Origin of the sequence: Pantoea sp. SJZ147 (assembly GCF_007828605.1) — a bacterium.
GTDB classification, from domain to species: Bacteria; Pseudomonadota; Gammaproteobacteria; order Enterobacterales; family Enterobacteriaceae; genus Pantoea; species Pantoea allii.
In genome coordinates this window covers 65,655-79,096 of the sequence record NZ_VIVB01000017.1, presented here as the reverse complement: position 1 = coordinate 79,096, position 13,442 = coordinate 65,655, and the positions used below count along the sequence as shown (strand labels likewise).

Annotated in this window: 10 protein-coding genes; 1 reads left to right on the top strand and 9 read right to left on the bottom strand. The window is 54.7% G+C overall.

Features of this window, described 5'->3' with window-relative positions:
- Positions 1 to 109 precede the first annotated feature (109 nt).
- Genes mukB through cmoM form a run of 4 tightly spaced genes read right to left on the bottom strand, consistent with a single transcriptional unit; the run spans position 110 to position 7,383 of the window.
- Positions 110 to 4,576, bottom strand: a complete 4,467-nt coding sequence (mukB, locus tag FBY13_RS21390; protein WP_063878957.1) for a chromosome partition protein MukB — start codon at positions 4,574 to 4,576, stop codon at positions 110 to 112.
- Entirely contained in the window at positions 4,573 to 5,298 is a 726-nt protein-coding gene (gene mukE / locus FBY13_RS21385) for a chromosome partition protein MukE (protein WP_063878956.1), read from the bottom strand. Before mukE ends, mukB begins: the two co-directional genes overlap by 4 nt.
- A complete protein-coding gene (gene mukF / locus FBY13_RS21380) occupies positions 5,279 to 6,601 on the bottom strand; it encodes a chromosome partition protein MukF (RefSeq protein WP_063878955.1) in 1,323 nt (440 codons plus the stop codon). Before mukF ends, mukE begins: the two co-directional genes overlap by 20 nt.
- Positions 6,598 to 7,383, bottom strand: coding sequence for a tRNA uridine 5-oxyacetic acid(34) methyltransferase CmoM (gene cmoM / locus FBY13_RS21375; RefSeq protein WP_063878954.1), 786 nt, complete (start codon positions 7,381 to 7,383; stop codon positions 6,598 to 6,600). The genes mukF and cmoM overlap by 4 nt, the downstream gene beginning before the upstream one ends.
- A gap of 125 nt (positions 7,384 to 7,508) precedes the next feature.
- Here cmoM and elyC point away from each other — a divergent pair, with 125 nt between their 5' ends.
- Positions 7,509 to 8,285: an envelope biogenesis factor ElyC gene (gene elyC / locus FBY13_RS21370; protein ID WP_096012231.1), complete on the top strand. Its 777-nt coding sequence runs from the start codon at positions 7,509 to 7,511 to the stop codon at positions 8,283 to 8,285.
- Positions 8,286 to 8,408: 123 nt separating this feature from the next.
- On the opposite strand, the gene kdsB is transcribed toward elyC, so the two are convergent.
- The 5 genes from kdsB to msbA form a co-directional block, all read right to left on the bottom strand.
- Positions 8,409 to 9,158 carry a 3-deoxy-manno-octulosonate cytidylyltransferase gene (gene kdsB / locus FBY13_RS21365; RefSeq protein ID WP_096012230.1) on the bottom strand — a complete coding sequence of 250 codons (750 nt, stop codon included), beginning with the start codon at positions 9,156 to 9,158 and terminating at the stop codon, positions 8,409 to 8,411.
- Entirely contained in the window at positions 9,155 to 9,337 is a 183-nt protein-coding gene (locus tag FBY13_RS21360; RefSeq protein ID WP_013025246.1) for a Trm112 family protein, read from the bottom strand. Before FBY13_RS21360 ends, kdsB begins: the two co-directional genes overlap by 4 nt.
- 85 nt (positions 9,338 to 9,422) lie before the next feature.
- On the bottom strand, positions 9,423 to 10,640 hold the full coding sequence (locus FBY13_RS21355; RefSeq protein ID WP_096012229.1) for a winged helix-turn-helix domain-containing protein: 1,218 nt from the start codon (positions 10,638 to 10,640) through the stop codon (positions 9,423 to 9,425).
- 24 nt (positions 10,641 to 10,664) lie between these two features.
- Complete coding sequence (lpxK, locus tag FBY13_RS21350) at positions 10,665 to 11,666, bottom strand: tetraacyldisaccharide 4'-kinase (protein WP_096012228.1); 1,002 nt, start codon at positions 11,664 to 11,666, stop codon at positions 10,665 to 10,667.
- Complete coding sequence (gene msbA / locus FBY13_RS21345) at positions 11,663 to 13,411, bottom strand: lipid A ABC transporter ATP-binding protein/permease MsbA (protein WP_063878949.1); 1,749 nt, start codon at positions 13,409 to 13,411, stop codon at positions 11,663 to 11,665. The genes lpxK and msbA overlap by 4 nt, the downstream gene beginning before the upstream one ends.
- Between the last annotated feature and the right edge of the window lie 31 nt (positions 13,412 to 13,442).

Below are 13,442 nucleotides of genomic sequence, written 5' to 3'. Positions count from 1 at the left end.
TACCCATATTATTGAGTATACGAATAAAAACGGCATTTGCCTCCTGTGACAAATGCCGTTACCAGATTAACCAATGGCGCTGTTTTTGACTATCTCTGCATCATGAATATTATGTCGTGGTTTCGCTTGCTGGATCGGCTTCGCTACTGCGTTTCGCAGGCAGCGGATCGGCGGCGAATCCGCGTAATCCCACCACGTGAACGTGCTCGGTATTATTAAATACTTTACGCATCAGTTTATAAGTGGTGCCCTTCTCCGGGCTGATGTTCTCTGGTGCCGCAATAACCAGCTGCATCTCCAGACGCTCACAGAGTTCAAACAGCGTCGCGATAGAGCGTGCATCCAGACGAGCGGCTTCATCCAGGAACAGCAGACGGCAAGGTGAAATATCTTTACCGCGCAGGCGGCGTGATTCCTCTTCCCAGCTCTGAACGACCATAACCAGAATCGACATCCCGGTACCAATCGCCTCACCGGTAGACAGCGCACCACTTTCTGCGCGCAGCCAGCCGTCCGAACCACGATTGACCTCGACTTCCATCTCCAGGTAATTACGGTAGTCCAGCAGCTCTTCACCAATGGTCTGCGGCGTGCGCTGGCCCATATCAATATGTGGATTCAGACGTTGATAGAGCTTCGCCAGCGCTTCCGAGAACGTGAGTCGGTTGCTGTTAAACAGATCCTGATGCTGTTCATGCTCTTCAGACAACGTATCCAGCAGCATCGCGTGGGTTTCCCGCACGTTAACGTTAAGCCGGACGCTGCGCACCTGACCAAAGCTAACGGTTTGTAACCCCTGGTTCAGCTGACGAATACGGTTCTGTTCACGCTGGATCGTTTTACGAATAATGTTCGCCACGCTGCGTGAACTGATCGCCAGAGTTTGCTCACGGGCCGTCAACTCCTCCGTCAGACGATTGAGTTCAATCTCCATCTGTTCGATGGCTTCAACCGGATCGTCGGTGCGAATAATATCCTGACGGATACGTTCGCGCAGATGTTGATACACGGCGATGAAAAACTGAATCTTACGTTCCGGACGTTTAGGATCTTCAGACAAACGCAGCACGTCGCGCAGATGTTCGTTATCCGCAACCGCCAGGCGCAGTGCGCCCAGCGCCTTATCCGACATGGATCGCAGTTCATCGCCACTGAGATAAGCCAGTTCACGGCGATGCAGACGGCGTTCCACCCCGTTGTCTTTAACCAGACGCAGTACCAGGCACCAGCCCGCTTTGGCGCTGACCACCTGTTCACGGTTCTGGTGATAGTTACGTTCAAGCTGGCGCAGCTTTTTCTGCAGGTTGTCCATCTCTGCTTCGCAGAAGGTGAGCTGTTTCTCCAGCTGATTGCGGCGGGCGCGGTTGTGGCTCAGCGCCGTATAAAGCTCGTCACGGCGGATTCGCGCGCGTTCTTCCGCACTGGCATCGGCCTGAACCCCAATGTCCTGCATTTCCTGCTGCAGCTCTTTCAGCATGTCGCGCTTGGCATCATAAGCACTTTTTAACGATGCCAGCACCTGCGAATACTGCGTCAGCTGCGACTGATGCGCGCGCAGGCGTTCACGCGTGCGACTCCGTTCGGCTTCGGCCTGCTCCAGGCGCTGCCGTAGTTTATCGCTCAGGTCGTTGTTGCCGCCCAGCATGCCAGCCGAGTCGTCATAGCTAAAATGCGCCCGGCGCTGTACCACTTCCGTCAGGGCAAACGCCTGCTGACGCGCATTGCGCTGCTGTTGCTGCGCCTGCTGGTAATCCGCCTGCAGCTGTTCGTGCTGTTCAGGATCGCTTTGCAGTACCGCAATCATCGGCTCAAGTTTGGCCAGTTTCGTCCCATGTAAATGCAGGAAACGTGCGGCCTCTTGCGCCTCTTCGACCTGCTCGCGAATCTCTTCACAACGATCCGCCAGGGTTTCATCCAGCAACAGGTTAATGCGCGGCAACAGGCGGTTAAGCTGTGCAACGCCCTCTTTCGCCAGCTCAAACTGCTGACGCTGCTGCTGATTGTTGCTTTCATGTTGATTGAGCGCACGTTCCAGCTCACCGCGACGGGCGCCGAGCTGACGGATTTGCGCTTCAGGATCGTCATCAAAGGCCACCGCAAGGTGACTGCCGATAAAGCGGCTGAAAGACTGGTGTAAACGTTGCGTCTTCTGAACGTCAAAAGATAACGTGGCATAGCGTTCCGCCAGGCGATCGCGCTCATTGTTAAGTAGCTCGAGTTGGTTTTCGCGTGCCGCCCGACCAAATAAAGGAATTTTTGGGAAGCGGGAATAGCGCCACTGACGCTCGGCGACTTTCACTACGACCGCGTTTTGTAGCTCGTCTACGCTGAACACGCTGTCATCGAACGACTGGGGGTCCCCTTCGATCAGGTACAGATCTTCCGGGCACTCTTCTAAGCCATCCAGTTGCTCACGCACCAGCGACAGGTCGGGCACCACAATAGCGTGGCGCGACGGGCCATACAGCGCGGAGAAGTAAGGTGCATCGTTCAGCGTCACGTCATCATAAATTTCTGACAGCAGTACGCCGCCAAACCGTTCGGCAAGCTGATTCAGGCGAGGATCTTCGGCACCGCCCGGTTGGCTGAGACGTTCAATTTGCTGCTCAATTTCACGTTTGCGCGCCGCCACTTCGTCACGTTCAACGGTGGTTTCACGCTCGCGTTCCAGCAACTGCTGCATGTACTCGGTCACGTCCTGGCTGCTGGCCAGTTCCTGACCGGTTTGCTCACTGAGCTGAGTCAGGATTTCTTGTGCTGCCAGCCAGTGCGGCGCGCGCGCGGTCAGCGACGTGATGCGTTCGCGCAGCTGCTCAAGTTCCTGGCGCATCATCATGCGCTGTTCGCCCGCGTCAGCCACGCTGCTGTTGAGCTGCTCGATTTGCGCTTCGAGTTCACGCTGCAACCCTTCCAACGCATCAGGCTCGTAATGCTGGCCCTGACGTTTACAGAACTCTGCCAGCAGACGTTCGGCTTCCTGTTGTTCGCGCAGGCGCTGTTCAAGCTCATTCAGGCGCAGACGCAGTGACGAAAGTTGATCGGCATGGTGACGCTGATTGCTGGCATCGCGCAGCAGATCGCGGCCGACTTGCCACGCCTCTTTGCGGCTGACGTCACCGGCAATGCTGGTGACCAGCGACAACGCCTGCTCAAACTGGCTGTGAGCCGCTTCCGCTACGCTCAGCTTCTGCTCAAGATGCAACAGTTGCCCCGTGGCTTCTTCTTCTTTCGCCTGGAAGCTGGCCTGCCATTCGGCAGCATTTTCAATATTCAGATCCGGCAGCTGGCACAGCGATCGCGCACGTTCCAGCGCCTGTAACGCCTGTTGGTACTGGATCGCCCGGGTTTGTTGCACATCCAGCGCCTGCTGAAAATCGGCCAGCTGGCTTTTCAGCTCATCGACTTCCAGTTCGGCCGCCTCAGCACGGGCCTCATTTTCTTCCTGGATTTCACGCGCTTCGGCGACCACTTCGCTCTGCTCTTCCAGACGCAGCGTTAGATCCTCGATATCGCTGTCATACCGGGTAATCTTCTCTTGCTGGCGCATCGCCGTTTGCACCAGATTCAGGTGATCGCTGGCTGCCTGATAATCGATTTCGAGATCGCTTTCCGCCCCGCTGTGTTCGGCCAGCTCGCGCGCCATTTCCACATGACGGAACTGTTCAGAGGCCAGCTGTTTGCGGCTGCTGAACAGCTCATTGCGCAGTTGTAAGGCGCTATCAAGATGAATGCGTCGCTCATTGGCGTGACGCATGTAGTCTGCCGAAACGTAGCTGGTGGCTTCAGAAATCAGATGCTTGAACAGGTCACGATCGGACTGCGTCACGCGGATGGCTTCCAGCGTCATGCGGTTTTCGCGCAGTGCCGCTTCCATATCCTGAAACGCTTTGCGCACGCCGCTGTTTTCCGGCAACAGGTAGTCGCGCAGAGAGCGGGTAATCGCACTGGAGATACCGCCGTAAAGTGACGCTTCGATCAGGCGATAAAACTTGCTGCGATCGCTGGCTGAACGCAGGCGACGCGGCACGACACCGAGATCAAACATCATGGCATGATAGTCGGTGACCGAGCTGTACTGACGGAACTGGACGCCTTCCAGTGCCTCAACGCGTTCTTTTACCTCGTTAAGCGGTAAAACACGTGCCTGACGGCTGTTGAGGATTTCCGTGAGCATGTCGGTAGGCAGCGTATCCGTGGGCAGCCCATGAATACTGAAAGGCTTGATATCGACCTTCTTATCACGTCCGGCGATCTGCTGCAGTCTGACACCCACGACAACGCGTTGATGACGGGAATTGACCACGTCCAGCATGGCATAGCAGACGCCGGCGCGAAGTTTACCGTGCAGGCCTTTATCGCGTGAACCCGAGGTGGCGCCGGCTTCGGTAGTGTTACGGAAGTGCAACAAGGTTAAGTCAGGAATCAGCGCCGTGACAAAGGCCGCCATGGTGGTTGACTTACCTGCCCCGTTCCCACCCGACAGCGTGGTGACCAGTTCATCAAGATCAAAGGTTCGGGCAAAAAAACCGTTCCAGTTGATCAGCGTTAGCGAACGAAATTTGCCGCGTTCAATCATGCCTGTTCTTCCTCCGCGATATCACCCGCATCGCTGTCATTCTCTTCACTGTCTTCCGCCTCAGTCGTGGCCGTTGCGTTGTCCAGCAACATTGCCTCGCCGTCACGAATCAGGCGCAACTGCGCTTCCCGCGGATCATCACCGCTGCGCACATCGGCACCAAAGCGAAAAACAGACTCGATAATACGAAACTTGCTGCTGTCATTGCCAAAGAACCACACCATACCAAGACGACGCAGGCGGCTTAAGGAAGCCCGCATTTTTTCCTGCAGCTTGGCACGATCGAGATCCGAGCCGGTTGAGCGCTGGTTAACCAGCTTCAGCAGTTTGCTTTCATCAGCCAGGGACAGCAGCTCGTCATACAGCTCCTGCTGGGTAAAAATACCTTCGTTCGCCAGACGTTCCGGGCTGAGATAGAGATAGCACAGGATTTTACCGACCATCATATCCAGCTCAGACAGGACAGAGCGAGGAATCAACGTGGTTGAGCGTGGACGCAGATAGAAGAATCCCTCTGGCGCGCGGATCAGCTCAACGTTATAGCGCGTATAAAACTCTTCCAGATACTGCTGGTAATCCATCAGAAAAGCGTGGTTATCCAGCTCTTCAATGCCAATGTGGCGTCCGGCACGCAGTTGACTGTCCAGCGCCGGAAAAATCGGATTTGCCAGTGCCTGTGCCAGTTTAACCGGCATCACTTGTTCAATATTTGTCGATGACATGTGCCTGCACCTTGGCTCCGTAATCATTAATGGCTTGCCATTCCACAGGCAAACCGGCTAAATCGGCTTCCGCTACGCCGAGTCGCACCGCCTGATCCACTACGATGCGCGCAAGGTCAAAGTGACGCGCGCGTGGGTATTGGGCCAGATAGTCGCGCATTACCACGGCGAGGTTGAGCGGTTTTTGCTGCGTTTTGTAACTCTCTAAGGCTTCTTCAATCATGGCCGCCAGCTGCTCGCGAATTTCATTAAATTCTTCAAATTCCAGCTCGGCAGGCAGTTCGCCCATGACTTCGTCGTTACGCAGCGTCAACTCGTCATCACGCATATCGTAAAGACGTTCGGCGTTGGCATAGGTCAACGCCCAGGGCGCATCAAAATAGTTCTGTACGGAAACCCGCAACCGCTGAGCAAAAACGCGGTTTTTGTCCATATCGATGGCAGTACGAATAAATTTGTGGACGTGGCGATCGTAGCCAATCCACAGGTCGATGGCCTGCTGCCCCCAACTGGTAATGCGGTCGAGTTTGCTTTGCAAATCGAAGACCAGTTTATCGACGAAGCCCAGATCCGGGCTATCCAGCGTCGCATCCTGAATACGCAGCAGATTTTCCTGCAGCTTATCGCCCGCCGCCTCAAGCGTATCCTGCAGCTCGCGCAGTGTACCTGAGGTTTCCGACAGCAACATTTCACAGCTTGAAATTGCGGCTCGCCAGTCTTTGTTCAGCAGTTCAGCAATATCGGATTTCACCGCCTGCTGTTGCTCATCCATCAGGCGCTGTGTCATATCAATACTGTCGAAGATTTCGGCCACCGAGTATTTCAGCGGCGCGAATACGTTGCGGTGCCAGTGAAATTCGTCGCCATTTTCCTGAGCGGCATCCGCGGCACGCTTCAGTTCCGCAGCAACAATGGAAAGTTGCATAGACAGGCGCAGCGTGGAGAACTCACGCTGGCGGATATAGTAATCAGTGATGCCAATGGCCAACGGCGTCAGGCGATAAATGGCATTGCCCTCGGTTAACTCACTGGTAAAGCGGTTTAACAAGCGCTGACGCACCATATCGTTGATGGCGTTGTTGGCACGCACCAGGACGGTTTCACTGGTTTGCTCAAAGGCTTTGCTGACGTGACGAAACGCATCAATCAGATCACCTTCGCTCATCTCTCCGTCCATGCGCTCGCCGTTTAGCGTGGCGATAGCCAGCAAAAAAGCCAGACGTTCAACTGGCAGCGCAAGGGAGAAGTCATTCTTGCGCGCCCAGGATACCAGTTCCGGTACCGTCTGGGAAAATTCACTCATAATTCGTCCTTCTGCCCGGGTTTGCGCGCGGTCACGTGGATGTAACGCCCTAAGCTTAAAAAGGGTTCCTGGCGGCAAAAGCGCCGCTCCATCTCAATAATTTCGTCGTCACTCTTTGGCTCGCCTTTAGGCGGCTTCATATAATCACTGAATACACGAATCCCGGCACGCCGTTCAATCTGGAAACCACAGGCTTCCAGCCAGCGATACACATCATCGGGATCGCGAGGATAATCCGGTGACAGCGTGCGCTTCTTGCGTTTGGTTAAGTTGGTACGCAGATAACCAAAATTACCCAACGTCAGGGTGCGTAATGTTAAACCATGCAGGTTGTAAAACATCAACGACAGCACGCCGCCGGGCCGCAGTGTATCAAACAAGGCTTTTAACACGGCTTCAGGTTCAGCAACCCACTCAAGCACAGCGTGAAACAATACCAGATCCACCGGCTTAACCAAATGTTCACCGACCTGCTGCGCGCTAATTTGTTTGAATTGCATGTGGTGGCTCACACCCAACGCCTGGGCATTTTCCTGCGCGCGGCGTAACATTTCACCTGACAGATCGCACAGCACGACCTGATGGCCCCGCGCCGCCAGCCCGCTGGAAATTTGCCCTATACCGCCGCCCGCATCCAGCACGCTCAGGGAAGAGGAGGACAGGCTGGGAAGAATCGTTTCCAGCTCATCCCACAGGATGGCCTGACGCACCTGGCCTTTGGTTGTGCCGTAAATATTTTGCGAAAATTTATCCGCGAGATCGTCAAAGTTACGATCCTGCATGGCGTGGACTCCGGTATGCTGCGGTGAAACATATGCTATTTTGTCACAGGTACAGTAAGAATGAAGCTTTCATCCCATTCTTGTGCTCTGGCTGCTGTTTTTTCGGACAACAAGAGGTTTTTTAAATGTTTTTTATGCTGAAAAAGGCAGTGGGTAACGTATTACTTCCCCTGCCTTTTCTGCTTTTGCTTATGGCAGTGGGCATTTTACTGCTTTGGTTCAGTCGCTGGCAGAAAAGCGGCAAAATAATCATCTCAACCAGCTGGCTGGTGTTATTGCTGATTAGCCTACAACCCGTTGCAGACCGCCTGCTGCTGCCGGTGGAGTCGCACTATCCGACCTGGAATGGCAGCCAGAAAGTGGATTACATCGTGGTACTGGGCGGAGGTTATACCTATAACTCTGCATGGGCACCCAGTTCAAACTTGTTGAATAACAGTTTGCCCCGGGTGACAGAAGGCGTGCGCCAGTGGCGGCGTAACCCGCAGGCAACAATGATATTTACCGGTGCCGCTGCAGGGCATAACCCCAAAAGTAATGCGTGGGTGGCCGCACAGGTCGCCGAAAGCCTTGGCGTACCTTCATCACATATCCATACATTGGATCAGCCCAAAGATACTGCGCAGGAAGCCCAGGCGGTCAGCGCCCTGATCGGTCATCAACCCTTCCTGTTGGTCACATCAGCGAATCATATGCCGCGTGCCATGCGTTTTTTCCAGCAGGCAGGACTCGACCCGACGCCCGCGCCGGCTAACCAACTGGCGATTACCTCCCCGTTAAACTGGTGGGAGCGTGCTTTCCCTTCTCCTCTGTGGATGGGCCACAGCGAGCGCGCTATCTATGAAACGCTGGGCAGCCTGTTACAGCGCTTTAAAACCTCTGCTGAGGACACTGGCCCGTAAACATGCTGAGTGATACGCCCAATAACGCGCGTATCACTCAACCATGGTTTTCTGTTTGGGGCCATATCTGGACGGGTGCATCCTCAGGCAAGCGCCGCGAGGGGTAAAGCGCGACGGCTCGACTCAGCCGTGCATGGCAGCACGAACGCGGATCAGATCCTCTGGCGTATCGACGCCAACGCCCGGTACCGTTTTTGCTACCGCGACATGAATCTTTTCGCCATACCACAGCACGCGGAGTTGCTCGAGAAGTTCGATCTGCTCAAGTGGACAAGGTGCCCAGCCTACGTAACGACGAATAAACCCTGCGCGGTAGGCGTAAATGCCAATGTGACGTAACAGCGTATCGCCGATCCGATCGCGCGATTCGGCGTAGCGCTCACGGTCCCAGGGAATGGTCGCGCGTGAGAAATACAGCGCGTAGCCTTTTGCATCCATAACGACTTTAACGGCATTGGGATTAAATGCTTCTTCCGCATCGGTAATCGGCACGGCCAGCGTCGCCATACCTGCTTCAGAATGCGCCAGGTTGGTCGCTACCTGATGCACGATTTCCGCCGGGATCATGGGCTCATCGCCCTGAACATTGACGATAATTTGATCGTCTGCAAACTGATACTTCTCAATCACCTCGGCAAGACGTTCCGTGCCTGAATGATGGTCGGCGCGCGTCATGCAGACTTCGCCCCCTGCCGCTTCGACAGCGCTGGCTACATCAGGGTGGTCGGTCGCCACGATCACCCGGCTGGCACCGGATTCTCGTGCGCGCTCCATCACATGTACCACCATCGTCTTGCCATGAATATCGACCAAGGGTTTACCGGGTAAACGGGTTGAGGCATAACGAGCAGGAATGATGGCAATAAAACTCATGGATGGATCTCTTCAACCGATAAGGTACGGGCTTCATTTTCCAGGAGAACCGGAATGCCATCGCGCACAGGGAAAGCCAGCGCATCCGGCTTGCAGATCAGTTCTTGCTGTTCGTTGTTGTAGTACAGCTTGCCATTGCAAACCGGGCAGGCAACGATTTCGAGTAAACGGTGATCCATATTTCCTCCATCACGGACCGAGAGCGTAAGCGCTAAAGCATATCACAGCGCTGACAAGAGCGGGTAAACCGCACCGGGTGCGGCATCACGGATTATCCAGTTGCCACAACGTTGGCCAGTGCGCCAGTAACGCTGAGGGTGCCTGCTGAATCGCGACCGTCTCTGCGCCCTGCCAGCGCGCAAAGCGGGTTATTGCGCGTTGGGCATCCTGCAAAAATGACGCAGTGACCGGGACGTTTTGTTCCAGCCAGATATTTTTGATTTCAAGCTGGCGCGACGCGCGGAGCATCCGTGCATCAAGCCGGGCTTTAATTTGGCCGCGATGCAGCAAGGGTAAGACAAAGTAGCCATATTTACGCTTAGCGGCTGGCGTATAGCATTCAATACGGTAGTCAAAACCAAAGAGTTCCAGCGCCCGTTTCCGATCCCAAACCAAGGGATCGAACGGGGATAACAGCGTGGTATGTGTCGCTTTCAACGGCGTCGCTAATCCGGGCAGCGCACTCTGATGCAGCCACATTTCTCCCATACCATTAACCTCGACCGGAATAATTTCTCCGGCCTCCTGCGCCCATTGCATAAACACGTTGACGGGTGCGCGTTTCAGCCGGTAATAATCCGCCAGCCACTCGCGGCGAAAAATCCCCAGGCTGCGTGCGCTGTTTATAAGCATTAATCGGGTTGCTTCGTCCTCGCTGATGGCATGGATCGCATCCTGCCAGTCAGGCATCACCCGGGCGCGTAAATCGTAAACACGCTGAAAATTTCGCCGTTCCGACACCATCAACTCACCGGCACTAAACAGGTTTTCAAGATGCCGCTTGTGCGGTTTCCAGGCCCACCATCCGGGTTTATGATTTTTTCCGCTGGCAAAATCGGCCGATCTTACCGGTCCGTTATCGCGGATATACGTCAGTAACTCGGCGATCTCCTGCTGATATTCGGCAGCCCACTGCGCACTGTATTTCCAACCCAGACGTTCAGGCGACAGCATGCGATGTCGCAGTAGTTTGTAATCGTTGCGCGGAATAAAGCAGGCTTCATGGGCCCAGTACTCAAATATCTCGCCCTGAGCAAGAGCCTCATCCAGCCAGGAGGACGGATAGTCGCCTAAACGACTAAACAGCACCAGATAAGGGCTTCGGGCAACCACATTGATGGTGTCGATTTGCAGCAAAGACATCTGGGTAATACAGTCTGGAATGTCCTCACGGCGTGCCCGGCGGGCAGCGGGACGAAGCAGGCCCTGTGCCGCGAGTTGAATATTGCGGGCCTGCTGTAGCGAAAGTGAATGTGTGCTCATTCTCTTCCTTATCTGAAGGGGATTTTAGTGCGATGCCCGGTGTGAATACGTGCCGCAAAGGCGTTCTAAATCGTCTAACAGTGCCATTGCCGCTTCAGCTTGCAGATGAGCATCTACCGGTAAATACCACCAGGCAGGTTGCGCGAATGCGCGACACTTTACCGCATCTTTTTCGGTCATCAGCAGCGTCTGCTCCGGCAGCAGCAGACGTGAAAGTTCGTCTTCGCTATAGGCATGGTGATCGGCGAAGGCGATTTCCGCCACGGGCGTTAAACCCTGCTGTTTTAAGGTGTTAAAAAAGCGAGGTGGATGACCGATTCCCGCCATCGCAACAACGTCTTGAAACGCGCTGAGTGGACGTTGCTCACCGCTAAGAAGGTGGGTCGCCATGCCCGGGCGCAGTTGCATGGCAATTTCACCCTGCTGCGGTTCGCCGCCGTTGACGATAATGGCATCCACCGTATTCAGGCGCGAAGCACGTTCACGCATCGGACCCGCGGGTAGCCACCAGCCATTACCAAAACGGCGCACACCATCGACCACCACGATTTCCCGATCGCGCTGCAATGCGTAATGCTGCAGGCCATCGTCGGTGACAATCAAATCCAGTGAATGATGTTCCAGGAGCGCCTCAATGGCATCACGACGACGAGGGGCGACGGCCACTGGCGCAGACGTGCGCTGAGCGATCAGAACAGGTTCATCCCCTGCCTGTTCGGTCGCAGTGTCGGCCGTAACCCGCAACGGATAACTGTCTGCTTTGCCGCCATAGCCGCGCGAAATCACCCCCACCCGTAATCCGCGCTGTTGCAGGGCTTCTACCAACCAAATCACCACCGGTGTTTTACCGTTCCCACCAGCAGTCAAATTACCCACCACGACCACAGGCAGCGGCGCGCGCCAGCTTTTACGCCAGCCGCGTTGAAAACTGAAGCGAATCAATGCCGTGATAGCACCGTACAGCACACTGAGTGGCCATAGCAGTAACCACAGGGGTGATCGGCCACTCCAGATGCGCTCAATCATTGGCCAAATTGCATTTTATGAAGTTGTGCATAAGCGCCTTTTTCCGCCAGCAACGCTGCATGCGTGCCGCGCTCAATGATTTTGCCCTCTTCCACCACCACAATTTCATCCGCTTTTTCGATAGTAGACAGGCGGTGTGCAATGACCAGGGAGGTACGGTTTTTCTGCAACTCGTCCAGCGCTGACTGGATGGCACGCTCAGATTCCGTATCCAGCGCAGAGGTCGCCTCATCAAGAATCAGGATTGGGCAGTCGCGCAGCAGCGCGCGAGCAATAGCGATACGCTGGCGCTGACCGCCAGACAACAGGACGCCGTTCTCACCGATCACGGTATCCAGGCCTTTATCCATTTTATTGATAAAATCCATGGCATGGGCCATGGTCGCCGCCTTTTCAATTTCCGCGCGGCTGTACTGCTCGCTTCGCGCGTAGGCGATGTTATTGGCGACGGTATCATTGAACAGGTGCACATTTTGCGACACAAGTGCCACCTGATTACGTAATGAGGATAAGGTGTACTCGCGCAGGTCGTGACCATCCAGCAAAATGTCGCCCTGCTGAATATCATAAAAACGCGTCAGCAGGCTTGCAATGGTGGATTTACCCGAGCCTGAGCGACCAACCAATGCCACCGTTTTTCCTGCTGGCAGCATCAGATTAATGTCTTTCAATGCTGGGGTTTCACGACCGGGATAGGTAAATGTCACATTACGGAACTCGACATCGCCTTTGGCGCGGGTAATTTCACGCTTACCGGTGTCAATTTCCTGTTCGCTGTCCAGGATGGAGAACAGCGTCTGGCAGGCTGCCATACCGCGCTGGAACTGAGCATTGACGTTAGTCAGCGACTTCAGTGGGCGCATCAGGGCAATCATCGAGGAGAACACAACCGTTATGGTACCGGCGGTCAACGTATCCATTACGCTTGGGAAACTTGCCGCATAGAGGACGAAGGCCAGGGCCAGAGAGGCGATCAGCTGAATGACAGGATCGGAGATCGAAGACGCTGAAACCAGCTTCATGCCCTGCTGGCGCATACGGTTGCTGACCTTAGCAAAGCGCTCAGATTCAATTTCCTGACCACCGAAAATCAGCACTTCTTTATGCCCTTTCAGCATTTGCTCAGCGCTGGTCGTCACCTGCCCCATGGTGTTTTGCATCGATTTGCTGATGTTGCGGAAACGTTTTGACACCATGCGAATGGCAAATGAAACGATGGGGGCCAGCACAATCAGGATCAGTGACAGCTGCCAGCTGTAGTAAAACATCATGATAAACAAGCCAATAATCGATGCACCCTCACGTACCACCGTCACCAGCGCACCTGACGACGACGAGGCAACCTGCTCAGAATCATAGGTGATGCGCGAGAGTAGCGTGCCCGTGGACTGTTGATCGAAGAAGGCTACCGGCATGCCCATCATATGACTGAAGAGGCGGCGACGCATATTCATGACTACATTGCCCGACACCCATGAAATGCAGTAGCTGGAGATATAGCTGCTCACGCCACGAATCAGCATCAAACCAATGACTGCCAACGGCATCCACAGCATTACGGACCTGTCCGCTTTACCAAAGCCGTCATCCAGCAAAGGCTTCAACAGGGAGAGCATTAACGTATCGCCTGCGGCATTAATAATCAGGGCCGTAGCCGCCACAATTAAGCCAGCTTTGTTGGGTGCGATCATCGGCCAGAGTCGACGGAATGTCTGCCACGTTGAGAGATCTTTATCTTGATGCATTATTTATTCACGTTGTTGGAAATAGCCGGTC